General features: G+C 62.2%; 19 protein-coding genes and 1 tRNA gene. 18 read left to right on the top strand and 2 right to left on the bottom strand.

Features of this window, described 5'->3' with window-relative positions:
* On the bottom strand, nucleotides 1-1,107 hold the full coding sequence (gene queG / locus IFO71_RS13735; protein ID WP_425502897.1) for a tRNA epoxyqueuosine(34) reductase QueG: 1,107 nt from the start codon (nucleotides 1,105-1,107) through the stop codon (nucleotides 1-3).
* A gap of 69 nt (nucleotides 1,108-1,176) precedes the next feature.
* Here queG and IFO71_RS13730 point away from each other — a divergent pair, with 69 nt between their 5' ends.
* The 7 genes from IFO71_RS13730 (at nucleotide 1,177) to IFO71_RS13700 (ending at nucleotide 10,288) form a co-directional block, all read left to right on the top strand.
* Nucleotides 1,177-2,655, top strand: a complete 1,479-nt coding sequence (locus tag IFO71_RS13730; RefSeq protein ID WP_192030215.1) for an NAD(P)H-hydrate dehydratase — start codon at nucleotides 1,177-1,179, stop codon at nucleotides 2,653-2,655.
* A complete protein-coding gene (gene tsaE / locus IFO71_RS13725) occupies nucleotides 2,652-3,137 on the top strand; it encodes a tRNA (adenosine(37)-N6)-threonylcarbamoyltransferase complex ATPase subunit type 1 TsaE (protein WP_192030214.1) in 486 nt (161 codons plus the stop codon). Before IFO71_RS13730 ends, tsaE begins: the two co-directional genes overlap by 4 nt.
* A gap of 175 nt (nucleotides 3,138-3,312) precedes the next feature.
* Entirely contained in the window at nucleotides 3,313-4,638 is a 1,326-nt protein-coding gene (locus IFO71_RS13720; protein WP_192030213.1) for an N-acetylmuramoyl-L-alanine amidase, read from the top strand.
* Between the two features lie 337 nt (nucleotides 4,639-4,975).
* A complete protein-coding gene (mutL, locus tag IFO71_RS13715) occupies nucleotides 4,976-6,787 on the top strand; it encodes a DNA mismatch repair endonuclease MutL (RefSeq protein ID WP_192030212.1) in 1,812 nt (603 codons plus the stop codon).
* Between the two features lie 44 nt (nucleotides 6,788-6,831).
* Nucleotides 6,832-7,731 carry a DUF1684 domain-containing protein gene (locus IFO71_RS13710; RefSeq protein WP_225444637.1) on the top strand — a complete coding sequence of 300 codons (900 nt, stop codon included), beginning with the start codon at nucleotides 6,832-6,834 and terminating at the stop codon, nucleotides 7,729-7,731.
* A gap of 100 nt (nucleotides 7,732-7,831) precedes the next feature.
* The gene (locus IFO71_RS13705) at nucleotides 7,832-9,289 is read left to right on the top strand and encodes a right-handed parallel beta-helix repeat-containing protein (protein WP_225444636.1); all 1,458 of its coding nucleotides are present in this window, start codon (nucleotides 7,832-7,834) and stop codon (nucleotides 9,287-9,289) included.
* Between the two features lie 90 nt (nucleotides 9,290-9,379).
* Complete coding sequence (locus IFO71_RS13700; RefSeq protein ID WP_192030210.1) at nucleotides 9,380-10,288, top strand: DUF2785 domain-containing protein; 909 nt, start codon at nucleotides 9,380-9,382, stop codon at nucleotides 10,286-10,288.
* Between the two features lie 18 nt (nucleotides 10,289-10,306).
* Here IFO71_RS13700 and IFO71_RS13695 read toward each other — a convergent pair whose 3' ends face one another.
* Nucleotides 10,307-10,831 (bottom strand): GspH/FimT family pseudopilin, encoded by a 525-nt coding sequence (locus tag IFO71_RS13695; RefSeq protein WP_192030209.1) that lies wholly within the window; start codon nucleotides 10,829-10,831, stop codon nucleotides 10,307-10,309.
* 175 nt (nucleotides 10,832-11,006) lie between these two features.
* Here IFO71_RS13695 and uvrB point away from each other — a divergent pair, with 175 nt between their 5' ends.
* From uvrB to IFO71_RS13640, 11 genes are all read left to right on the top strand, one after another.
* Nucleotides 11,007-13,040 (top strand): excinuclease ABC subunit UvrB, encoded by a 2,034-nt coding sequence (uvrB, locus tag IFO71_RS13690; RefSeq protein ID WP_192030231.1) that lies wholly within the window; start codon nucleotides 11,007-11,009, stop codon nucleotides 13,038-13,040.
* Between the two features lie 483 nt (nucleotides 13,041-13,523).
* Complete coding sequence (locus tag IFO71_RS13685; RefSeq protein WP_192030208.1) at nucleotides 13,524-14,258, top strand: hypothetical protein; 735 nt, start codon at nucleotides 13,524-13,526, stop codon at nucleotides 14,256-14,258.
* Between the two features lie 90 nt (nucleotides 14,259-14,348).
* A tRNA-Val gene (locus IFO71_RS13680) sits at nucleotides 14,349-14,423 on the top strand.
* A 305-nt stretch (nucleotides 14,424-14,728) separates the two neighbouring features.
* On the top strand, nucleotides 14,729-16,636 hold the full coding sequence (gene thrS / locus IFO71_RS13675) for a threonine--tRNA ligase (RefSeq protein ID WP_192030207.1): 1,908 nt from the start codon (nucleotides 14,729-14,731) through the stop codon (nucleotides 16,634-16,636).
* A gap of 43 nt (nucleotides 16,637-16,679) precedes the next feature.
* Nucleotides 16,680-17,198, top strand: a complete 519-nt coding sequence (gene infC / locus IFO71_RS13670) for a translation initiation factor IF-3 (protein WP_192030230.1) — start codon at nucleotides 16,680-16,682, stop codon at nucleotides 17,196-17,198.
* Between the two features lie 305 nt (nucleotides 17,199-17,503).
* Complete coding sequence (gene rpmI / locus IFO71_RS13665) at nucleotides 17,504-17,701, top strand: 50S ribosomal protein L35 (RefSeq protein ID WP_192030206.1); 198 nt, start codon at nucleotides 17,504-17,506, stop codon at nucleotides 17,699-17,701.
* Between the two features lie 13 nt (nucleotides 17,702-17,714).
* Nucleotides 17,715-18,074, top strand: coding sequence for a 50S ribosomal protein L20 (rplT, locus tag IFO71_RS13660; protein ID WP_192030205.1), 360 nt, complete (start codon nucleotides 17,715-17,717; stop codon nucleotides 18,072-18,074).
* Nucleotides 18,075-18,346: 272 nt separating this feature from the next.
* A complete protein-coding gene (gene pheS / locus IFO71_RS13655; protein ID WP_192030204.1) occupies nucleotides 18,347-19,345 on the top strand; it encodes a phenylalanine--tRNA ligase subunit alpha in 999 nt (332 codons plus the stop codon).
* 165 nt (nucleotides 19,346-19,510) lie between these two features.
* Complete coding sequence (gene pheT, locus IFO71_RS13650; RefSeq protein ID WP_192030203.1) at nucleotides 19,511-21,904, top strand: phenylalanine--tRNA ligase subunit beta; 2,394 nt, start codon at nucleotides 19,511-19,513, stop codon at nucleotides 21,902-21,904.
* Nucleotides 21,905-21,930: 26 nt separating this feature from the next.
* Nucleotides 21,931-22,230 carry an integration host factor subunit alpha gene (locus IFO71_RS13645; protein ID WP_192030202.1) on the top strand — a complete coding sequence of 100 codons (300 nt, stop codon included), beginning with the start codon at nucleotides 21,931-21,933 and terminating at the stop codon, nucleotides 22,228-22,230.
* Nucleotides 22,211-22,567: a MerR family transcriptional regulator gene (locus IFO71_RS13640; RefSeq protein WP_192030201.1), complete on the top strand. Its 357-nt coding sequence runs from the start codon at nucleotides 22,211-22,213 to the stop codon at nucleotides 22,565-22,567. The genes IFO71_RS13645 and IFO71_RS13640 overlap by 20 nt, the downstream gene beginning before the upstream one ends.
* Nucleotides 22,568-22,828 lie beyond the last annotated feature (261 nt).

Genomic DNA, 22,828 nt, shown 5'->3' with positions numbered 1-22,828 from the left:
TCAAGTGCGCGAGTCGTCGCTTTGCCGGTATCGAGCCAGCGCCCGCTCGATATGAGTACGCAAGACATCGTCCAGTGGCTGCGAGAGCCGGTCGCGAAGCGCTGTGATGACGCTCGGGTCCGCCGGGCCATTGCCGAGTGCAATGGCGATGTTGCGTTGCCAGCGCCGCCAGCCGATTCGCCGAATGGCCGAGCCCTCGGTGTGGGCGAGAAATTCCGCCTCGCTCCAGGCAAACAGGGCCAGCAGGTCGGGGCGGTCAAGTTGATGTCGAACACGAAAATCTGACTCGGCGCTGATGCGCGCGAACTTGTTCCATGGACACACCAACTGGCAGTCATCGCAGCCATAGATGCGATTGCCCATGGCGTCAGCCAGTGCTGGGTCAATGATACCGTCGTACTCAATGGTTAAATAGGAAATGCAGCGCCGCGCATCGACTTGATAAGGCGCCACGATGGCAGCCGTCGGGCAGGCACTGAGACAGCGGGTGCAGGTGCCGCAATGATTGCTTGCGGGCTGATCGATCGGCAGCTCGAGAGTGGTGTAGATCTCGCCGAGGAAGAAATACGAGCCGCTTCGCTTGTCGATCAGGTTACTGTGCTTGCCGATCCAGCCGAGCCCGGCGTTGCGGGCCAGGGCCTTTTCCAGCACCGGCGCGGAATCGGTGAACACGCGGTAGCCAAAATCGCCGATCTGCCGTTGCAGCCAATCACATAGCGCCTGCATGCGCTGGCGCAGCACCTTGTGATAGTCGCGGCCAAGGGCATAGCGAGACACGTAGGCGCTCCGCGTATCGGCCATCACAGCCCAGGGGGCGGCCGCATCATCGGGCCAGTAATCCATCCGCAAGGAAATCACCCGCAGCGTGCCGGGTACCAACTCGTCGGGCCTGAAGCGCTTGCTGCCGTGACGCGCCATATAGTCCATCTCGCCATGGCGGCCTTGTTCCAGCCAATGCAGCAGATGCTGGGCGTCTTCGCCCAACTCGATGCCGGCCACGCCCAGGGCTTGAAAGCCCTGCCGTTGCGCTTCCTGCCGCAGCGCTTCGAGCAAGGCCGTCGCTTGCTCGGCACTCAAAGCTGAGGTGGATTGGGTGGACGTGCTCACAGTGATCTGAGGGTCTAGGTGGAAACGCTGGCTGCAGCCAATCTGCGGGTGACGTACTAAGATGTGGTCATGCAAGATCACCCACTTTACCGCAGCGACAGCGTTCGAGAACTTGATCGGTTGACGATAGCCTCGGGCGTCGCTGCGATTGAGCTGATGCGGCGTGCGGGCTGGGCTGCTTTCAACTGGTTGCAGCGACGTTATCCCGAAGCACGACGAATTTGTGTGTTGTGTGGCCCCGGCAACAATGGCGGCGATGGGTATGTGGTGGCACGTCTGGCCCGGGAAGCGGGGTTGGAGGTGCAGCTGGCCGCCCTGGCTGAGCCCAGATCGGATGAAGCGCGGGCGGTGGCGGCGGAATGGCAGCGGATCGGCGGTTCATCACGGTCTCGGTTGCCCGATGATCTGGATCGAGCTGACCTGATCGTTGATGCGCTGTTTGGCATTGGTATTCAAAGCGCCTTGCGCGAGCCGGCGGCCTCCTGGGTTCGCGCCGTGAACGACAGCGGTCGGCCGGTGCTGGCGCTCGACGTTCCGTCCGGCCTGGATGCCGATCGTGGCTGCGCCGTTGGGGCGGCCGTGCAGGCGGACAGCACGATCAGCTTTGTCGGGCGTAAGCAGGGACTGTACACCGGCCGCGGGCGTGCCTTGGCCGGAGAACGGCAGTTTGACGATCTCGGCGCAGGGTCCGCTGCGCAGTCAGGCATCAGCGCTTCGGCCATCGCGATCGATCGGCGCTCGCTGTCAGCCGCGCTGCCCAAGCGTGCCGACGATGCGCACAAAGGGGCTGCTGGCCACGTGCTGGCGCTGGGCGGCGATCTCGGAATGGGCGGTGCGATCCGGCTCGCGGCCGAGGCCGCGCTGCGCTGCGGTGCCGGGCTGGTCAGTGTCGCCACGCGTCCCGAACACGTGGGCGCGCTGCTGGCCGGGCGGCCTGAGTGCATGGCACATGCTGTTCCTGAGCATGAAGTTCCGCCGGCAGACCTGCTGGCGCGCGCCACGGTGTTGGCGATCGGGCCTGGGTTGGGTCGCGGCGGCTGGGGGCTTTCGATGCTGGAAGCGGGTCTGTCTGCTGGCAAGCCGAGCGTGCTGGATGCCGATGCGCTATGGCATGTTGCTCAGGGCGCACGGCCGCCGAAGCGTGCCGTCATCACTCCGCATCCCGGGGAGGCAGCACGGCTGCTGGAGTGCAGCGTGGAGGACATTCAGTCCGATCGATTCGCGGCCTTGCGCCTGCTGGCTGAGCGATTTCGCTGCGTGGTGCTGCTCAAGGGCAATGGCAGTCTGATTGCCGATGGCAGCACCCAGGACCCAACACCCAGTTATGTGGTGGACGCGGGTAATCCCGGACTTGCCGTGGGCGGTAGCGGTGATGTGCTGACGGGTGTGATTGCCGCTTTGCTGGCGCAAGGGTTGGCGCCGCTGCAAGCGGCCCGGATCGGGGCACTGCTGCACGCGACTGCCGGTGATGTGGCGGCCGAACAGGGTCAGCGTGGCCTGTTGCCCAGCGATCTGATGTCGCCGCTGCGCCAGTTGATCAACGCATGACGGCCGCGCCCGCCGCGGCCGTGAGCAGAGCGCTGGCGGATGCCGCTGCAACCGAGGCGGTCGCAGCTGCTCTGGCCAGCTGCCTGCAGATCGATGCCCGGCCAGTGGTTTGTTACCTGCACGGTGACCTCGGCGCGGGTAAGTCGACCTTTGCCCGGGCTCTGCTGCGTGCCTTGGGGGTGGAAGGGGCAATTCGCAGCCCGACCTACACCCTGGTCGAGCGCTACTTGACGGCCGTGGGTGAATGCCTGCATCTCGATCTTTACCGCGTGGCCGATCCGGAAGAGCTCGACTATTTTGGCCTGGACGAAAACGCCGATCGCGTATCGCTATGGCTGGTGGAATGGCCCGAGCGTGGCCATGGGCGATTGCCCGCCGCTGATCTGATTGTCCATCTGGCGCATGTCGAGAAGGGTCGGCAGATGCTGGTTGACATGCTCAGTGATCGGGGCCGGCAGCTCGGCGCAGCTTGGCTTTCCTAGGTTGATGCCATATCAATCAATGGCTTGAGCTCCTTGGTCGGGACCGTCGCTGTGCGGGGCGGGATGGCGTCGGTTGCAGTTCCTTCCTGAAGTGAGTTTGAGGATCTCGCTGCAGGCGTCGGATTTATAAGGAAATTTGCTTGCATTCCTTGGCGGGCTGCGGTTCAATCGCGGTATGAGCCGCCCCCTCCGCCGCATGCTGTCTGTTTTTGCAGGCCTGAGCTTGGCCGGTGCGTTGTCGGCTGCCGAGGTGTCGGCCGTGCGGGTGTGGGACGGCCCCGAAGTTACCCGCGCCGTTTTCGATCTTAGCGGGCCGGTGGAATACACCGTATTCACCCTGGACAACCCGAACCGACTGGTACTGGATCTGCAGGCATCCAAGCTGGGCCCGGCCTTCGAGCCGGAGTCCGACAAGGGCCTGGTCCAGGGGCTTCGCAGCGGCAAGCTGGAAAAAGACGGACTGCGCCTGGTGTTCGATCTGGGAGCCAAGGTCAAGCCGCGTACCTTTCTGCTCGACCCTGCCGAAGACAAGGGGCACCGTCTGGTGGTCGACATGCAGGCGGCCGACAAGCCGGCCGAGCCGGTGCGCACCATGGCCAGTCTGAGCATGACCAGCGCGCTGGATCGCAAGATCGTGGTCGCGGTTGACGCCGGACACGGTGGTGAAGATCCGGGCGCGAAGGGGCCAAGCGGCACCTGGGAGAAGAACATCACCTTGTCCGTGGCGCGTGAACTGGCCAAGCAGATCAATGCCGAGCCCGGTTTTGAAGCGTATCTGGTGCGGGACGGCGATTACTTCATACCGCTGGCCGATCGTTACAAGAAAGCGCGCAAGGCCCAGGCCGATCTGTTCATCTCGATTCATGCCGACGCCTTCCACAAGAGCACGGTGGCCGGTGCGTCGGTGTTTATGCTGTCGCAGCGTGGTGCATCGAGTGAGGCCGCGCGCTGGTTGGCCAGCAAGGAAAACCAGTCCGATCTGGTCGGCGGCGTGAGTCTTGAGGACAAGGACAATACCCTGGCTGCTGTCCTGCTTGACCTGGCGCAGAGCGCCACCCTGAAAGCCTCGTCGGATGTAGCAAACAGTGTGTTAAGTGGTCTGAAGCGCGTGGGCAAGACCCACAAGCCGCAGGTCGAGCAGGCCAACTTCGTCGTGCTGCGCTCGCCGGATGTGCCGTCGATCCTGGTCGAGACTGCTTTCATCAGCAATCCGACCGAAGAAAAGAAGCTCAACGACCCCAACTATCGGCGCAGGCTGGCCGGTGCCATCGTCGATGGCGTGCGCGACTATTTCCAGACCCAGCCACCGCCGGGCACCTGGCTGGCCGCCAATATCAGCGCTCGCCCTCGCGAGCACGTGGTGGCGCGCGGCGAAACCCTGAGCCAGATCGCCGTCCGGCATGGTGTCGGCCTCAGCGAGTTGCGCCAGGCGAATGGCATTCGTGGCGACCTGGTGCAAGTGGGTGCGCGTTTGCGCATTCCGGGAATGGGGCCGGGTTGAGTCGCTGAGATGCGGACTTTGGCCGGCCAGGGCCCGACCCGGCCGGCGTCGGGAGATCAAACGCCCGTTGGTGCCGCGCCCTATTCGGGGCTGCGTCGGGACATCAACCGCCCGTTGGTGCGGCGCTCGGAAAGCAAACCCGTAAGTGTTTGATTTCCGGCCTGTTGAGAATCAAGATGGATCCCGTCACTTTGGCGAGCTCAGTGCATCGCTTGCGACGGGATGACGGTGTTTCCAAATCCGAGTCTCACGCGTCGGATGCTTGCCCTCGCTGCGGCACCCCCACTCCACCGCCACCCGCGCTACACTCCGGCGCTTTCCCCCGAAGCCCTGCCGCGTGCCGATTCAGCAACTGCCCGATGTCCTGGTCAATCAGATCGCCGCAGGTGAGGTGATCGAGCGTCCGGCGTCGGTGGTCAAGGAACTGGTCGAGAACGCGCTCGATGCCGGCGCCACGCGCATCGATATCGATATCGAAGAGGGCGGGGCGCGGCTGATCCGTATTCGCGATGACGGCGGCGGCATTCCGCCGAATGAACTACCGCTGGCGCTGTCGCGCCATGCCACCAGCAAGATCGCCAACCTCGACGATCTGGAAGCGGTGGCCACCTTGGGATTTCGCGGCGAGGCCTTGCCTTCGATAGCCTCGGTGAGTCGCTTCGCTCTTACTTCCAGACCCAGCGATGCTGAACATGCGGTTCGACTGGAGGTCGATGGCGGCCGCATCGGTGCGCCGACGCCAGCGGCGCATCCGGCCGGGACCTCGGTGGAAGTGCGTGACTTGTTCTTCAACGTGCCGGCGCGACGACGCTTCCTGCGCGCCGAGCGCACCGAGTTCGGCCATATCGACGACTGGCTGCGTATGCTGTCGCTGGCCCGGCCGGAATGCCAGATCAAGTTACAGCACAACGGCAAGCAGGTGCGGCTGTATCGACCGGGGCTGGATGATGCCGGGCGCATGCGCCGTCTACTCGACGCCCTCGGCGACGGCTTTGCCAGCCAATGCCTGGCCATCGATCAGGAAGCCGCAGGGCTGCGCTTGTTCGGCTGGGTCGGTCTGCCCACCGCCTCGCGCTCGCAAGCCGATCAGCAGTACTTTTTCGTCAACGGTCGGGCGGTGCGCGATCGCGTGGTCAGTCATGCGGTGAAGCAAGCCTACGCTGACGTGCTGTTTCACGGTCGTCATCCAGCCTTCGTTCTGTTTCTGGAGATCGATCCGCGCCGGGTCGATGTCAATGTGCATCCGGCCAAACACGAAGTGCGGTTTCGTGATCAGCGCCTGGTGCACGATTTTCTTTACCGCACCTTGCATCAGGTGCTGGCCGAGACACGGGCCGGCGCGGCGGCGGCCCAGTCCCTGCCAGCTGAGTTCGCAACCCAGGATGCACACGATTCCGGATCGATCGTGGCGCGGCCCAACCACGGCTATGCGCCACACCAGCCGGCGATGCGCTTGCCGGTGGCCGAGACTCTTGCTGCCTACCGCAGCTTGTATTCCACGCCCGCCAGTCAAGCCGCAAGTTCAGCGCCGTCCGGCCTGCCGACGGCCGAGGCTGCCGAAGACATGCCGCCGTTGGGCTTCGCTCTGGCCCAGCTCAAGGGTATCTACGTATTGGCCGAAAATGCCCAGGGGCTGGTGCTGGTCGATATGCACGCCGCGCATGAGCGGATCAGCTATGAGCGTTTAAAGCAGGCGATGGACAGCGAAGGTATACGCAGCACGCCCTTGCTGGTGCCGATCAGCCTGGCGGTGAGCGAGCGCGAAGCCGAATTTGTCGAGCTGAACACGGAATCTCTGGCCGCACTCGGCTTTGCTATGCTGCGCAGCGGTCCACAGTCGATCAGCTTGCGCGAAGTGCCGGCGCTGCTGGAAGGTGTGGATGTGCGGCAATTGGCCTTGGATGTGGTAGCGGATCTGCTTGAACATGGCAGTACGCGCCGCATCGAAGAGCAGCGTAACGAGCTGTTGGCCACCATGGCCTGTCATGCCTCGGTGCGCGCCAATCGCAAGCTCAGCCTGGCCGAGATGAATGCCTTGCTGCGTGATATGGAGGCGACCGAACGATCTGCTCAGTGCAATCACGGTCGTCCTACCTGGACCCAACTCAGCTTGCAGGAACTTGACCGATTGTTCCTGCGCGGTCGATGACGACGCTCTGGATCGAGCGGCGCCTGTCTGTCGAGGAGATCTGAATGAAAGTGTGGGCTGTCTTGGTGCTTGGAGCGAGTGCGATGAGTGTGGGTTGTGCCGGACCTCAACCGCAGGAAAGCGAATACCGAGCCAGCATCAAGAAATGGCACGCCCAGCGTGCCGAACGCTTGATGCGTCCGGAAGGCTGGTTGTCTTTGGTGGGGCTGCACTGGATTGAACCAGGTCGCTGGACCCTGGGCTCCGATGAAGGCAGCGACATCGTGCTGGCCACCGGCCCGGGCAAGTTGGGGGTCATCGAGCGGCAGGGCGACGAGGTGTGGTTCAGCCCCTCGCCGGATGCAGGTATCAGCATCGACGGCGGCGCCGCAGCCGAACGTATTCTGCTGGCTGCAGATGTCAGCGGTGCCCCGACGGTGGTGCGCTTCAACGATGGCGCGGCCAGCTTCGTGCTGATCGAGCGCTCGGGCAAGCTGGGCCTGCGCGTTCGTGACGCCAATGCCCCGACTCGCACCGGCTTTATCGGTATCGACCACTTTCCGGTCGATTCGGGCTGGCGCTACGAGGCGAAGTTCACTCCGCATCCGCCCGGCAAAACCATTGAGATCGCTTCGGTGATCAATACCCTGGAGCCGATGGTGAACTCCGGGGTTATTGAATTCGAGCGCGAAGGTAAGCCGTATCGGCTCGAAGTGATCGACGAAGGCGATGGCGCCTTGTTTGTCATCTTTGCCGATCGAACCAATGGCAAGTCGACCTACGGTGCCGGGCGTTTCCTGTACGCCGAGTCGATCGATCCGGGGCATGTGGTGGTCGACTTCAACAAGGCCTACAACCCGCCCTGTGCGCTCAACAGCTATTCGACCTGCCCGCTGCCGCCGCCGGAAAATCGCCTGGACTTGGCAATCGACGCCGGCGAAAAGAACTATCTCGGGCCGCATTGAGCGACTCTCTGTCGCCAGCGGGGCATGACGCCGATCGGCGGGAAGTTTCAGCGACATGGAAGTGATACAAGAGGCGAAGTGAAGCGAGGTGAACTCGGCCATGGCCTTGGCGTATCGATCTGGACTACTGTTGCTGCTGCTGTGCCTGGCGCCCGCCGTTCATGCGCAGCAGACCTGGTACGTCGCCACCAACGGGGCTGACAGCCCGGGCCGCGGCAGCGAGGCCATGCCCTTCGCCACCATAACTTACGCCCTCGATCAGTCATCGGGCGGAGACGTGATCCTGGTCGAGCCGGGTGTCTACAACGGCAGAATTCGAATCCGCGGTCAGTTCACCCCGGACGTGACGATCAGGTCACGACAGCCGTATCGCGCCCAGCTTCGCCACAGTTCCACTGTGCTGACGATCTATGACGGCAGTGTCGGTGTGTCTGGCGTGGCGATCGAAGGTTTTGACATCGCCCATAGCGGTGCCGGAGCAGAGCCTCTGGTGGTGCAGATGCAAAGCGAGTCCACGCAAGTCACTGAGCGCATTACCCTGCGCGACAACATTCTGCATGACAGCTTCAACAACGACATTCTGAAGATCAACAACGGCGCGCGGCAGATTCGCATACTCGGGAACCTGTTCTACAACCAGACCGGTAGCGATGAGCATATCGACATCAATAGCGTCGAGGATGTGCTGGTTGAGGGCAATGTGTTCTTCAACGACTTCGCGGCATCGGGGCGGGTCAACGGCAACAACACATCGAGTTACATCGTGATCAAGGATTCCAATGCCGCTGGTGACGCCTATCTTGGGGCGCGCGACATACGCGTGCGGCGCAATGTCTTCCTCAATTGGCAAGGCTCCAGTGGCAGCAACTTTCTGCTCTGTGGCGAAGATGGCACGGCCAACTTCGAGGCTTTCGATCTGCTGATCGAGAACAACCTGATGCTGGGCAACGCGCCGAACACCATGCGTGCGGCGTTTGGTGCCAAGGGCTGCCGCGATGTGGTGTTTCGAAACAATACCGTGGTCGGGGATCTACCCTCGCTGGCTTTTGCCATGCGCCTGAATCGCGAGGGCAGCAATCCACAGCTGCAGAATATCCAGTTCTACAACAACATCTGGTCCGACCCTGGCGGCAGCATGGACGACTTCAGCGACACGCCGCCCGCCGATACCCAGAGTTTCACTCTCGATAACAACCTGTACTACAACGGCGGAAACGCGATACCGATGGATGGCAGCGAACTGGTCAACGTCGACGACGATAGCGCTGCGGTGCTCGGTGATCCCGAACTGCCCTTGCAGACCGGCCTGATCACGCCGGTGTGGAATGCGACCAGTCAGACGTTCGGCGGCGGCCACACCCGTATCGCCGATGCCTTCCAACATTTGGCTGCCAACTTCGGCCGACCAGCGCCAGGTGGAGCCGCGGTAGCGGCAGGCCGTGTCGATCAAACACCCGCAGACGATATCCTGGGCCTACCCCGAGGGGCAGGTCGTACCATTGGCGCTGCCGAACCGGCTAATGCCGATCGGGTTTTTTACAGCGGATTCGAGGGTTGAAGCGCCGCCCCTGGCGTTGCGGACGTTTTCTGGTGGCTGCCCGGTGCGGGTTTGCTTTGCAATTGCCCTGAGGAGTGGGTGGCACGCGTGATGAGCATTGGGTGTTCTGGTCGACTTGCCTTGTTGCTGGGGCTGGTCTTCGCTTTACACGGCGTACAGGCATCGGACTGCCGCTATCCTGCTGACTGGCCGACCTCTCTTAGCACTGAGTTGGCGCGTAAAGAGGGCGCGGTCGAGTCAATCATTGTGGATCAAATGCTGGCTTGCTTCGATCACCCGGATCCCTCCATTCGTGATCAATGGGTGTATGAGAGCCTCAGCCAGTTGCTGCGTGCTAGGCGTATCGCTTCGGTGGACATCGAGCGCGCGATCGCTCATCTGCAGCCGGTGCTGACGCGCGCTACAGATGAAGCCGGCTATGCCCAGCCGTTCGCAGCCCTGCTGCTGTCCGAGCTGGTGCGCGCCGATCGCCTGGATCCCGATCTCGATCCACGACGGCTGGCCGGGTTGGCACAGGATGCCTCACGTTACCTGCAGGGGGTGCGCGACTACCGTGCATTCGATCAGCAGCAGGGCTGGCGGCATGGTATTGCGCATGGCGCCGATTTGCTGCTGCAACTGGGAGTGCACCCGGCCGTGGATGCCGACCTGCAGCACGCGTTACTGCAGGCGCTGGGAAGCCAGGTTCGCAATCGCGAAATCGCCTATGCCTACGGCGAACCGGAGCGGTTGGCGCGAGTCGCGTTCTTCCTGCACCAGCGCAACGAGATCGATGACACGCAGTGGCGGCTGTGGCTGCAGACTATCGGCGAACCGGCCCCCATGAAGCGCTGGAGCGATGCATTCCAGCAGGAATCTACATTGCGCTTGCGTCACAACGTAATGGGCTTTTTCCATGCCCTCGGCTTTGCCGCGCGACAGGCTGAGGGCGATCGCGCGGCTGGCCTGCACGCTCTGTGCGATGCACAGCTGGCTCGGATCATGTCCGGCGCCGAGTAGGGTGAGGGAGCGACTTTCTCAGCCGTCGCAGCCGCCGCGAGGCGACTTGTCCAGCCGCGGTCTGCCGGCGTTGTTCATCACGATTGCCGAATGCGCGGTGTTGCCATTGCACAATCGAATGCTGAGATTGCTGCCGGTGCTCATGCCATTGGCCTTGTAGCGCACCCGCGGCCGATGGATGCTGGATACCAAACGCCAGCCCGGCGGCAGATCGGCGGCTTCCTGACTGATCACGGTCTCGTTGGCGTCGCGCTGCAAGTCGCCGTCGATATCGATGAAGACCAGCCATTGCTCGCTCCAGTCGCCGCCGTTGCGGCACTGCTGGGCATCCAGTGCACTGGGGCATACGACGGTAGTGGCGCGATGCACCACGGCCTGGGTACGGGCCATAGCGAGATGCGCCAGCAAGCGGTTGTTGAGACTCACCGCCTGCTGCCGATTCATGAAGTCGCGAAAGCCAGGTGCCACGCCGGCCAGCAGCACGCCGATCAAGGACAGGGTAACCATCAGTTCCACCAGGCTGAGACCACGCTGAGTGTGCATGTTGAACGTCCGTGAAAAGGTGCGTTCAGACTCGCAGTTCCGCGCTGGCACAAAAATCAGCGCGGGCCGCAATGTGGGGTAGGACTTTTTCCCGCCTTGGTTCAGACTTCGCAGAGTACGAGTAGTGATGAGTGGCACAATGGCGCTGCCGTTGCACATTGCCGACTCCCATCCCATGAATCGAATTGCCGAAGCCGCAGCCGCCCCGTTCCGTCTGGTATCCGAGTTCGCCCCCTCGGGAGATCAGCCGGCCGCGATCCAGGCGCTGGTGGGCAATTTCGAGGCTGGGCTGGCGCATCAGACCCTGCTGGGCGTCACCGGCTCGGGTAAGACCTTCACCATTGCCAACGTCGTGGCGCAAATACAGAAGCCGACCTTGATCCTGGCGCCGAACAAGACCCTGGCGGCGCAGCTGTACGGCGAATTCAAGGAGTTCTTCCCGTACAACGCGGTCGAGTACTTCGTCAGCTACTACGACTATTACCAGCCGGAAGCCTATGTGCCGGCCAGTGACACCTTCATTGAGAAGGATGCCTCGATCAATGACCACATCGAACAGATGCGGCTGTCGGCTACCAAGGCCCTGCTGGAGCGCCGCGATGCGCTGATCGTGGCGACGGTGTCGGCGATCTATGGACTGGGTGATCCGAACGAATATTTCCAGATGGTCTTGCATCTGGTCCGCGGGGAGCGCATCGATCAGCGCGAACTGATTCGGCGTCTTACCGAGCTGCAGTACAGTCGCAATGAGTTCGAGCTGCGGCGTAGCACGTTTCGCGTGCGCGGCGAGGTGATCGATGTGCATCCGGCGGAGAGTGAGTACGAGGGGCTGCGCATCGAGCTGTTCGACGGCGAGATCGAACAACTGACCTTGTTCGATCCGCTCACCGGCGAAGTGCGGCGCAAGGTGCAGCGCTACACCATCTATCCGAAGTCGCACTATGTGACCACCCGCCGCACCGTGCTGGAGGCGATCGACACCATCAAGGATGAACTGCGTGTTCGGCTGGAGCAGCTCTATGCTGAGAACAAGCTGGTGGAAGCCCAGCGCCTGCAGCAGCGCACTACTTTCGATCTGGAGATGATGCAGGAGATTGGCTATTGCCAGGGCATCGAAAATTACTCACGTCACTTGACCGGGCGCATGGCCGGAGAGCCGCCGCCCTGTCTGTTCGACTATTTGCCGCCCGATGCCCTGCTGGTGGTGGATGAGTCGCATGTGACCGTGCCGCAGCTCGGTGCCATGTACAAGGGCGATCGCTCACGCAAGCAGACCCTGGTCGACTTTGGCTTTCGTCTGCCCTCGGCGATGGACAACCGGCCGCTGAAGTTCGAGGAGTGGGAACTGCGTGCCCCGCGCACCGTGTTTGTCTCGGCCACGCCCGGCAAGTACGAAATGGGCAAGTCGGATGGGCCGACGGTGGAGCTGGTAGTTAGGCCGACCGGGCTGGTCGACCCGGAAGTTGAGATAAGACCCGTTGCAACCCAGGTTGACGACCTGATGTCCGAGGTCAGTCAGCGGGTAGCGCAGGGCGAGCGGGTGCTGGTGACCACCTTGACCAAGCGCATGGCAGAAAACCTCACCGACTATCTTGGTGATCACAAGATCAAGGTGCGCTACCTGCACTCCGATATTGAAACCGTCGAGCGGGTGGAGATCATTCGTGATCTGAGGCTGGGGGTGTTCGATGTATTGGTTGGAATCAACCTGCTGCGCGAAGGCCTGGACATGCCCGAGGTATCCCTGGTGGCGATATTGGATGCCGACAAGGAAGGCTTCTTGCGCTCCACTCAATCGCTGATTCAAACCATCGGGCGCGCAGCCCGCAATCTGAACGGCAAGGCCATCCTGTACGCTGACCGTGTGACCGACTCGATGCAGCGGGCGCTGGACGAAACCGGCCGCCGGCGCGACAAGCAGGTCGAGTACAACGCGAAGCACGGCATCACACCCAAGTCCATCGTCAAGAAAGTGATGGACGTGATGGAGGGCGCACGCGAATCGGCCGAGAAAGGGGCGGATGCGCGCAAACGACGCATTGCCGAAGCACGCAGCGACTACAGTGCCCTGTCACCGGATAAAGCACTGCAGAAAATCAGCAAGCTCGAACAGCAGATGTACCAGCATGCCCGTGATCTGGAGTTCGAAGAGGCAGCCCGGCTGCGCGACGAGATCCAGAAGATTCGCCAGCAGGCCTTGGTGGCGTAGGGCGGGTCTTGACCCGCCAAATGGGGATTCCCACTCCATAGCAGGCACCACCCGCGAACCAGTCCTGACGGATTGGGCAACCTTGGTGACGGTTGGCAGGTGCCCGCGGCGGGTCAAGACCCGCCCTACGTCTTGACTGTCGTTGAGCGATGAAGATTGAATGCAACGAAGCGCACGGCATAGCCTGCAAGTCCATCATCAACGGTGTAGAGTGCGCAGACCGCCGGCGGTTGGGCGGACCATCAATCGCGCACTGATGCTGCACTCGAGGCCGTGCCGCCGCGAACCTCATCGCTCGAAACTAAGGCAGCGAAATGAAAGCCCCGAGGGAGCAAACCCTGTCCGTTCGTTTCGGGTTTCTCGCACTGCTGCTGAGTTGGTCGATGCCAGCGCCAGCCTCTCAGGTCGTCAATCCGATTCCCGCCGAACTGGTGCGAGCGCTGTTGGGCTGCGCGATCGGCATCTGGGTCGGGGGGGGTGGAGGTGCTGTTCCACGCCAGTCGGCGGGCTCGCTTCTGGCGCTATGCGCTGGTGCTCAGCGGGCTGATCAGCGTGGCACTGGCGGGTGCGATGCTCGCCAATCCGACGGGTTTCGGCGGGCTCGCCAGCTGGCTCGCCCTGGTATGCGCCGTTGGCATGTATCTGCCGGCGGCGCACGCGCCGATCGCGCTGCCAAACTGGCAGCGTGGGCTGATCATCGCGCTGCTGGCGTTGCCGCTGTTCTATGCCTGGCGATTGCCGAAGCCGCACTTCGCGCTGCACATCGCCGCGCCTGCCATGCTGACTTGGGGCCTGATCGCCATGCTCGCGCCGGCCAGCCGCCCCGCGAACAGGCATTGGGTCGCAGCGCTTAGCTCCCGTTTGGCGGCACTGGCCCTGTGGCTCAAGAGTTGGGCCACTGCGCTGAAACGCGGTGCCCCATCGCTGACCACGGTGGGGAAACGCCTGCGAGTATCGCCAAGTCCATTGCTGCTGGTGATCATCACTTTCGCCGCCCTGCATATCGGCGCCTACGCGGTAATTGCCGGCGAATGGCAGCCCTTGGCGGGTGTGCTGTTGAGCCTGGCGACGCTGAACCCGCTTGCTGATGGGCCCCCGGCGGGTACTGGCGAGCCGGGCGCCGTCTATTGGCTGAGTTTCGGTCTGCTGCCCAGCGCCTTGGCGGCCGGGCTGATCGGATGGGTAGGGTTGCGCGTTTGGCCCAAACCCGCGCCATAACAGCGGAAGGCTGGGTCATTGTTCTCCCTCGGCAGCAGTGCTATAGTTCGCGCCCTTCACCGACCGGGTTTCGGCGGCGGAGCAGATTTTGGGCGGTTAGCTCAGCGGTAGAGCACTACCTTGACATGGTAGGGGTCACAGGTTCGATCCCTGTACCGCCCACCACCGACAAAGCGGCCAGGCAGCAATGTCTGGCCGTTTTTGTTTTGCGCCGTCGTTGTTGACAGCGGGCCGATGCTTGCTTAGCTTTTAAAGCTCCAGATCTAGCCAGAGGAAGCCGGCCGGTAAACGGCGGACCCGTGTGCGACATGAGCACCACAACCTACGCCCATAGCTGATCTGCGCCTTAGCGAAATCGAAAGGGCGCGCTGCGCCCTTTTTTGTTTTCCGCTGCCGGAATCCCCTCCGGTCTGCATCCACAGTTTGTAAGACACCGGCGCCGGGTGGCGCCGGTGGCAAGGAGTATTCCCATGGTCGCAATTACGCTCCCCGACGGCAGCAAACGCGAGTTCGAATCTGCCGTGACGGTGGCTGACGTGGCCGCCTCGATCGGTGCCGGTCTGGCCAAGGCCGCCCTGGCCGGCAAGGTCGATGGCAGGCTGGTCGACACCAGCCACTCGATCGATCAGGACGCCAGCCTGGAAATCGTCACCGACAAGCATCCCGATGCGCTGGAAATCCTGCGCCATTCGACCGCGCACTTGTTGGCCCAGGCGACGCAGCGTCTGTTCCCCGATACCCAGGTCACCATCGGTCCGGTGGTCGACAACGGCTTTTACTACGACTTTGCCCGCAAGCAGCCGTTCACGCCTGAGGATCTGGCCAAGATCGAAGACGAAATGGCCAAGATCGTCAAGGAGGACATCAAGGTCTCACGCTCACTGATGTCGCGCGACGAGGCAGTTAAGTTCTTCCTCGACAAGGGCGAGAAGTACAAGGCCGAGATCATCGAATCGATCCCGGCCAACGAAGATCTGTCGATGTACTCGCAGGGCGATTTCATTGATCTGTGCCGTGGCCCGCATGTGCCGAGCACCGGCAAGCTGCGCGCCTTCAAGCTGATGAAGGTGGCCGGCGCCTATTGGCGCGGCGATGCCAAGAACGAAATGCTGCAGCGCGTGTACGGCACGGCGTGGCTGAATGACAAAGAGCTGAAGGCCTACCTGCTGCAGCTGGAGGAAGCCGAGAAGCGCGATCACCGCAAGATCGGCAAGGCGATGGGTCTGTTCCATCAGCAGGAAGAGGCGCCGGGCATGATCTTTTGGCATCCCAAGGGCTGGTCGCTATGGCAGGTGGTCGAGCAGTACATGCGTGGCGTGTACAAGCAGAGCGGCTACCAGGAGGTGCGCGGGCCGCAGATCCTCGATGTGTCGCTGTGGAAGAAGTCCGGCCACTGGGACAACTATCAGAACAACATGTTCTTTACCGAATCGGAGAAGCGCGACTACGCGATCAAGCCGATGAACTGCCCAGGCCACGTGCAGATCTACAACGCCGGGCTGCACAGCTATCGCGACCTGCCGATTCGCTACGGCGAGTTTGGTGGTTGCCATCGCAATGAGCCATCCGGAGCACTGCACGGCATCATGCGCGTGCGCGCGTTCACCCAGGACGATGGCCACATCTTCTGCACCGAGGATCAGGTCGAGGCCGAGGTGACGGCGTTCCATGCGCAGGCCATGAAGGTCTACTCGGACTTCGGTTTCAAGGACATTGCCTTGAAGATCGCCCTGCGTCCGGAGCCGCGCCTGGGTGACGATGCGACCTGGGACAAGGCCGAAAATGCCCTGCGTGCCGCGCTGTCCTCGGCCGGTGTGGAATGGGAAGAGCTGCCCGGTGAGGGCGCGTTCTACGGCCCGAAGATCGAATACCACATGCGCGATTCGATCGGCCGCAGCTGGCAGGTCGGCACTATGCAGGTCGATTTCATGATGCCGCAGCGACTGGGTGCCGAGTATGTCGACGAACATTCCTCACGCCGCCATCCAGTGATGTTGCATCGGGCCATCGTCGGCTCGATGGAGCGCTTCATTGGTATTCTGATCGAGAATTTCGCCGGTCTGTTCCCGCTTTGGCTGGCGCCGATCCAGGTGGTGGTAGCGAATATCACCGACGCCCAGGCCGAGTACGTCAAAGAGGTCGAGAAAGCCCTTGCAAATCAAGGTTTCCGGGTACAGAGCGACTTGAGGAACGAAAAGATAGGCTATAAGATTCGCGAGCATACGCTGCAACGGGTGCCGTACCTGCTGGTGGTAGGAGACCGCGAGAAGGAAAACGGCCAGGTGGCAGTGCGCGCTCGCTCAGGGGAAGATCTCGGTAGTATGAGTGTGGCCGAGTTCGTTGAGCGGGTAGGTAAGGAACTTGCCCCGGGGGCCTGAGAATGCGCCCAGGGATCGAATTCACCAGGAAGAGGGTTGCCGAATTAGCAACGATAAACTGAATCGGAAAAACGAAGAGATCCGGGTCCCGCGCGTGCGCGTGATCGGCGACGACGGCGAAATGCTGGGCGTACTCTCTCGTGACGAAGCACTTCGCATGGCCGAAGACGCCGGGCTTGATCTGGTCGAGATCCAACCGAACGCCGATCCGCCGGTGTGTCGCGTCATGGATTTCGGTAAGTACCGCTTCGAAATGCAGAAAAAGGCCTCCGCGGCCAAGAAGAAGCAGAAGCAGGTCGAGATCAAGGAAGTGAAGTTCCGGCCGGTCACCGACGAAGGTGACTACCAGATCAAGCTGCGCAATATGCGCCGCTTCCTCGAGGAGGGCGACAAGATCAAGATCACCATTCGGTTCAAGGGGCGTGAAATGGCCCACACCGAACTGGGCATCCAGATGATCAATCGCCTGGAGGAAGATCTGAAAGACGAAGTCGTGATCGAATCACGGCCGCGCCTGGAAGGGCGGCAGATGGTCATGATGGTGGCCCCGAAGAAGAAATAGGGCGCGCGTCTTGGCGCGCCAACGGGCCTCCGGGTCCTGCGGGGTCGAAGTTGTTCAGGTTCGGCACAGCCCATTCACCAGCGGTGCGTCCAAGACGCACCCTATGAAAGTGGCGCGTGTTTCTAGTAGAATGCTGGCCCCCGGCCTTGCGGCTGGGGGTTGCTTTGCGGAGTGCCTTGCAATTAAGGCCTTCGATGATGGACCCGCCCAGGGGCAGCCCGGGCCTACAAGCCGATTCGAGCAGGAAGGAAAGTGCGGGCAACCGCCGCTCGGTTCAGTGACATAAACATTAATGAGTAGCAGTCATGCCCAAGATGAAGACCAATCGGGCGGCCGCCAAGCGCTTCCGGAAGACCGCTTCCGGCAAGTTCAAGTGCGGACACGCCTTCAAGAGCCACATCCTCACCAAGAAGGCCACCAAGCGTAAGCGCGGCCTGCGTGCCACCAACCACGTGCGCAAAGAAGACGCTGGTCGCGTCGCGCGCATGATGCCGTACGCATAAGGAGAGATGAACCATGGCTCGTGTTAAGCGTGGCGTTGTCGCCCGTCGTCGTCACAAGAAAATCCTCAGCCGTGCGAAGGGTTATTACAATGCCCGTCGCAAGGTGTTCCGCGTTGCCAAGCAGGCAGTAACCAAGGCTGATCAATACGCCTATATCGGCCGCAAGCAGCGCAAGCGTCAGTTCCGCGCCCTGTGGATTGTCCGCATCAATGCGGCGGCCCGTCAGTTCGGTCTGTCCTATTCGCGTCTGATGAATGGCCTGAAGAAGGCCGGTATCGAGCTCGACCGCAAGGCGCTGGCCGATATTGCGGTGCATGACATCAACGCGTTTGGTGCGATCGCCGAAAAAGCGAAAGGCGCACTCGCGGCTTGAAGTCGTGATGATTCGCGGTGTGCTTAACGCCGCGATCAATCTCCGCGAACCGCAAGGTTCGACCGATGGGGAAGGGCGCAGCTCTTCCCCATTTTGTTTTGTGCGGTTGAATTCTCGAATCACCGTAGCGAATGCTGCCCCTCTCCTCTCGCGGGAGAGGGTTGGGGAGAGGGGGTGTTAAGTTCGGTTCCCCCTTTCCCCCGACCCCTCCTCCGCCAGGGGGGAGGGGAAATTGATGCGGCGCTCGCCCTGCCTGGATTGAGACAAACTCCATGAGCGAACTGGATTCCCTGCAGCAACGTGCGCTGGCCGCGGTGGAAGCGGCTAACGGGCTCGACGCCCTCGACGCCGTGCGCGTTGGCATGCTTGGCAAGAGTGGCGAGATCACCGCCCAGCTAAAAACCCTGGGCAAGTTGCCGCCGGAAGAACGCAAGGCGCACGGCGAGGCGATCAATCGCGTCAAGGACGCGGTGGCCGAGGCCTTGTCCGCGCGCAAGCAGGCGCTGGAAAGCGCCGCCCTGGCCCAGCGCCTGGCCAGCGAGCGGATCGACATCACCCTGCCCGGACGCAATGCTCAGCGCGGCGCGGTGCATCCGATCACCCGTACGCTGGAGCGCATCACGGCGATTTTCTCTGGCCTGGGTTACCAGGTAGCCGATGGCCCGGAAATCGAAGACGACTGGCACAATTTCGAAGCGCTGAACTTTCCGCCGCACCACCCGGCGCGCGCCATGCATGACACCTTCTACACCGAGCAGGGGCATGTGCTACGCACCCACACCTCGCCGGTGCAGATTCGCGCCATGCTCGGCAAGCAGCCGCCGATCCGCATCATTGCCCCAGGCAAGGTGTATCGCTCGGACAGCGATCAAACCCATACCCCGATGTTCCATCAGGTGGAAGGCCTGTTAGTCGACGAAACCAGCAGTTTCGCCGACCTCAAAGGCACCCTGAAGCAGTTCGTCGACGCCTTCTTTGAGCGCGACTTTGAAATGCGCTTCCGCCCCAGCTACTTCCCGTTCACCGAACCCTCTGCCGAAGTCGATATCCGCTGGGATCGCGGCGACGGCAGCGAGCCCGGCTGGCTGGAAGTGCTCGGCTGCGGCATGGTCCATCCCAGGGTACTGCGCAACTGCGGCATCGACCCCGAACGCTACAGCGGCTTCGCCTTCGGCCTCGGTGTCGAACGCTTCGCCATGCTGCGCTACGGCGTCAATGATCTGCGTAGCTTCTTTGACAATGATCTGCGCTTCCTCAAGCAGTTTGCTTGAGGAAGCGTGTGATTGGTGATTCGTGATTGGTGATTCGTAAAGAGCCGCTGCGCTATCGCACGCTCAATGTCGCCGTCATTAATGAGGCGCATGCGCTGGTCACAGGTCACGAAAGCCCGCTTCTAACCAATCACAAATCACCAATCACAAACCACGGCTCTTAGTATGAAATTCCCCGAATCCTGGTTGCGCGAACACGTACAAGTCGAGGCCGACTCGGCTGCGTTGGCGGCGACGCTGACGGCGATTGGTCTGGAAGTTGAGGCCGCGGAAACGTTGGGTGGTGAGCTGCCTGGCGTGGTGGTAGCGGAAATTCTCAGTGCCGAGCGACATCCTGAGGCGGATCGCCTGCAGATCTGTCAGGTGTCGCTGGGTCAGGGCGAACCGGTGCAGATTGTGTGCGGTGCGCCGAATGCGCGCGCGGGACTGAAGGCGCCGTTGGCCACGGTGGGCAGCGAACTACCGGGCGGGATGAAGATCAAGCCGGCCAAGCTGCGCGGTGTCGAAAGTTTCGGCATGCTGTGTTCGGCCAAGGAGCTGGGCGTCGATGCCGACGCCAGCGGATTGATGGAACTGCCGGCCGACGCGCCGGTTGGGCAGCCTTTGTCGGCGTTCCTCGGCCTGCCGGACACCCAGCTTGAACTCAAACTTACGCCGAACCGCGCCGACTGCTTCTCGGTGCGTGGAATCGCTTTCGACGTCGCGGCGGCCCTAAATAGTCGAGTCAATCCGTTTGAGATTCCAGCAGTGCCGGCCACGCATGACAAGACCCTGCCGGTTACGCTGTCGGCGGGAGCTGATTGCCCGCGCTATTTCGGTCGCCTGATCGAAGGCGTTGACCCGAACGTGGAATCGCCGGTGTGGATGGCCGAGCGGCTGCGCCGCTGTGGGGTGCGGCCGATCAGCTTTCTGGTCGATGTTACCCAGTACGTGATGCTGGAAATCGGCCAGCCGATGCATGCCTTCGATGCCGACAAACTGCATGGGCCCATCGGCGTTCGCCGCGCGCGCGACGGCGAGAGTCTCAAACTTCTGGACGAACGTGAGGTTAAGGTTGATCCGCAATTCCTGTTGATCACCGACGCTGACCGCCCGGTCGCTTTGGGCGGCGTGATGGGCGGTTGGGATACTCGGGTTACCGACGCCACCACGCGTGTGTTCCTTGAGGCCGCGCATTTTGCTCCCGATAGCATCATCGGGCGAGCGCGCAAGCTCGGCATGCATACCGATGCGTCGCACCGCTTTGAACGCGGCGTTGATCCGACCCTGCCGGAGCAGGCGATTGAGCGCGCGACCCAGTTGATTGTGCAGATTGCCGGTGGCGCGCCGGGCCCGCTGACCCGCACCGAGCTCGGTGAGCATCTGCCCAAGCCGACTGAAGTCAGTCTGCGCAGAGATAGGCTGAAGCGCATTCTGGGGCTGAGCGTGGCGGATGAGGAGGTCACGCGTATCCTGCAGGCGCTGGGCATGTCGGCCGAAGTCACCTCGACGGGGTGGACGGTGATGTCACCGAGCCGACGCTTCGACATCGCGATCGAAGAGGACCTGATTGAAGAAGTCGCTCGCGTGCATGGCTACGACCGCATTCCGATGAGCGCGCCGACCGGCGAGGTGCCGCCCAGCCCGCACCCGGAGAACCGCATTCCGGTGGCGGCCTACCGACAACAGCTGGCGGCGCGGGATTACTTCGAAGCCGTTTGCTTTGCCTTCGTCGACGAAGACTTGCTCAGGACCTGGGGCATGCAGCAGCCGATGGTCAAGCTGGCCAATCCGCTGGCCTCGGACATGGGCATCATGCGCCCCAGTCTGCTGCCGGGTCTGGTAGAGGCGCTGAAGCGCAATCGCCACCGACAGCAGGACCGGGTGCGTCTATTCGAGCTGGGTCGGGTTTTTGCGCCGGATACGTCCGGCGCCGCCGGGGCCTTGACGCTGGAAACACCGCGCATCGCCGCCGTTGCGTGCGGCACGGCCCTGGCCGAGCAATGGAGCCAGAGCGATCGCGAAGTCGACTTCTATGATCTGAAGGGTGACGTCGAGTCTCTGCTGGCCCTGGCTGGGCAGGTGGGCGAGGTGGAATTCCGTGTCTCCTCCACCGCCTGGCTGCATCCGGGACGGTCCGCTGAGGTTTGGCGAGATGCTGCCTGTTTGGGCGTCGTCGGTCATCTGCATCCGCAACTGGTCAAAGCATTGGATCTCGATGACGAAGTGCTGGTGTTCGAGCTCGATCTTGAGCCTGCGCGTCAGCGTGCCTTGCCCTGGGCTGGCGACATTTCGAAGTTTCCCTCCGTGCGCCGCGATCTCGCGGTCGTGGTGAAGCAGGATCTCGACTGGGCCAGCCTTGAGACCTGTCTGCGCAACACCCTGGGGGGGCTGCTGAAAGACGTGTTCGTGTTCGATCAGTATCAGGGCAAGGGTCTAGAACCAGGATGCAAGAGCCTCGCTATGGGCTTGATTTTGCAGGACCAATCCCGCACTCTTGCTGAGCAGGATATTGAAAACGAAGTGGCTCGGGCGGTCGCCGCCTTGAGCGAACAGTGCGGGGCATCTCTCCGCTCGTAAGGCGCAGGGAGGCGATAGGGGGCGCGATGGCACTGACCAAGGCTGACATGGCCGATCGTTTGTTCGAGGATGTAGGCCTCAACAAGCGCGAAGCCAAAGAATTCGTCGACGCATTCTTCGATGCGTTGCGGGAGTCTCTGGAGCGTAATCAGCAGGTCAAGCTGTCGGGCTTTGGCAACTTCGACCTGCGCAAGAAGAATCAGCGTCCTGGCCGCAACCCCAAGACTGGCGAAGAGATTCCTATCTCTGCTCGTACCGTGGTCACCTTCCGTCCGGGGCAGAAGCTGAAGGAGCGCGTGGAAGCGTATGCTGGACCCGCGCAGTAACAGCGAGCTTCCGCCGATCCCGGCCAAGCGCTACTTCACCATCGGTGAGGTCAGCGAGCTGTGTGACGTGAAACCGCATGTGTTGCGCTACTGGGAGACCGAGTTTCCCAGCCTGAAGCCGGTCAAGCGGCGCGGCAATCGGCGCTACTACCAGCGCCACGATGTGCTCACCATCCGCCAGATCCGCTCCTTGCTGTATGACGAAGGCTTCACCATTACGGGTGCGCGTCAGCGTCTGGAAGGTGAGCAGGGCAAGGCCGATACCAGCATGACCCTGCAAGTGATCCGACAGGTTCGGATGGAACTGGAAGAAGTGCTGCAGCTGCTGAAGCGGTAGGCCGTCGGCGGCACCCTTCGACAAGCTCAGGGGCCGCCCTTCGACAAGCTCAGGGACCGCCCTTCGACAAGCTCAGGGACCGCCCTTCAATGCCCTGGCCCGGATATTTCATGAGGTCGCGCCGAAAGATCCGGCGATTTCCAAGCGGGGCGAGAGTTTCGACCGATGGTGTTGAGATAACAGAGTGTTGGCGATCTTTCGGCGCTGGCACGGCCCTCATTCGGCCGCTGCGCGGCTACGCAGGGCATTCGCCCTGAGGTC

Origin of the sequence: Pseudomarimonas arenosa (assembly GCF_014841215.1) — a bacterium.
Taxonomy (GTDB): Bacteria; Pseudomonadota; Gammaproteobacteria; order Xanthomonadales; family Xanthomonadaceae; genus Pseudomarimonas; species Pseudomarimonas arenosa.
Note: the sequence above shows the minus strand (reverse complement) of the source record. Positions and strands in the feature narration are given on the sequence as shown.

Excerpts from the sequence above, each read along its gene's own strand:
- IFO71_RS13730 (WP_192030215.1), top strand. The coding sequence starts at position 1,177 with ATGCAAGATCACCCACTTTACCGCAGCGACAGCGTTCGAGAACTTGAT.
- tsaE (WP_192030214.1), top strand. The coding sequence starts at position 2,652 with ATGACGGCCGCGCCCGCCGCGGCCGTGAGCAGAGCGCTGGCGGATGCC.
- IFO71_RS13720 (WP_192030213.1), top strand. The coding sequence starts at position 3,313 with ATGAGCCGCCCCCTCCGCCGCATGCTGTCTGTTTTTGCAGGCCTGAGC.
- IFO71_RS13710 (WP_225444637.1), top strand. The coding sequence starts at position 6,832 with ATGAAAGTGTGGGCTGTCTTGGTGCTTGGAGCGAGTGCGATGAGTGTG.
- IFO71_RS13705 (WP_225444636.1), top strand. The coding sequence starts at position 7,832 with ATGGCCTTGGCGTATCGATCTGGACTACTGTTGCTGCTGCTGTGCCTG.
- IFO71_RS13700 (WP_192030210.1), top strand. The coding sequence starts at position 9,380 with ATGAGCATTGGGTGTTCTGGTCGACTTGCCTTGTTGCTGGGGCTGGTC.
- IFO71_RS13695 (WP_192030209.1), bottom strand. The coding sequence starts at position 10,831 with ATGCACACTCAGCGTGGTCTCAGCCTGGTGGAACTGATGGTTACCCTG.
- uvrB (WP_192030231.1), top strand. The coding sequence starts at position 11,007 with ATGAATCGAATTGCCGAAGCCGCAGCCGCCCCGTTCCGTCTGGTATCC.
- thrS (WP_192030207.1), top strand. The coding sequence starts at position 14,729 with ATGGTCGCAATTACGCTCCCCGACGGCAGCAAACGCGAGTTCGAATCT.
- rpmI (WP_192030206.1), top strand. The coding sequence starts at position 17,504 with ATGCCCAAGATGAAGACCAATCGGGCGGCCGCCAAGCGCTTCCGGAAG.
- rplT (WP_192030205.1), top strand. The coding sequence starts at position 17,715 with ATGGCTCGTGTTAAGCGTGGCGTTGTCGCCCGTCGTCGTCACAAGAAA.
- pheS (WP_192030204.1), top strand. The coding sequence starts at position 18,347 with ATGAGCGAACTGGATTCCCTGCAGCAACGTGCGCTGGCCGCGGTGGAA.
- pheT (WP_192030203.1), top strand. The coding sequence starts at position 19,511 with ATGAAATTCCCCGAATCCTGGTTGCGCGAACACGTACAAGTCGAGGCC.
- IFO71_RS13645 (WP_192030202.1), top strand. The coding sequence starts at position 21,931 with ATGGCACTGACCAAGGCTGACATGGCCGATCGTTTGTTCGAGGATGTA.
- IFO71_RS13640 (WP_192030201.1), top strand. The coding sequence starts at position 22,211 with ATGCTGGACCCGCGCAGTAACAGCGAGCTTCCGCCGATCCCGGCCAAG.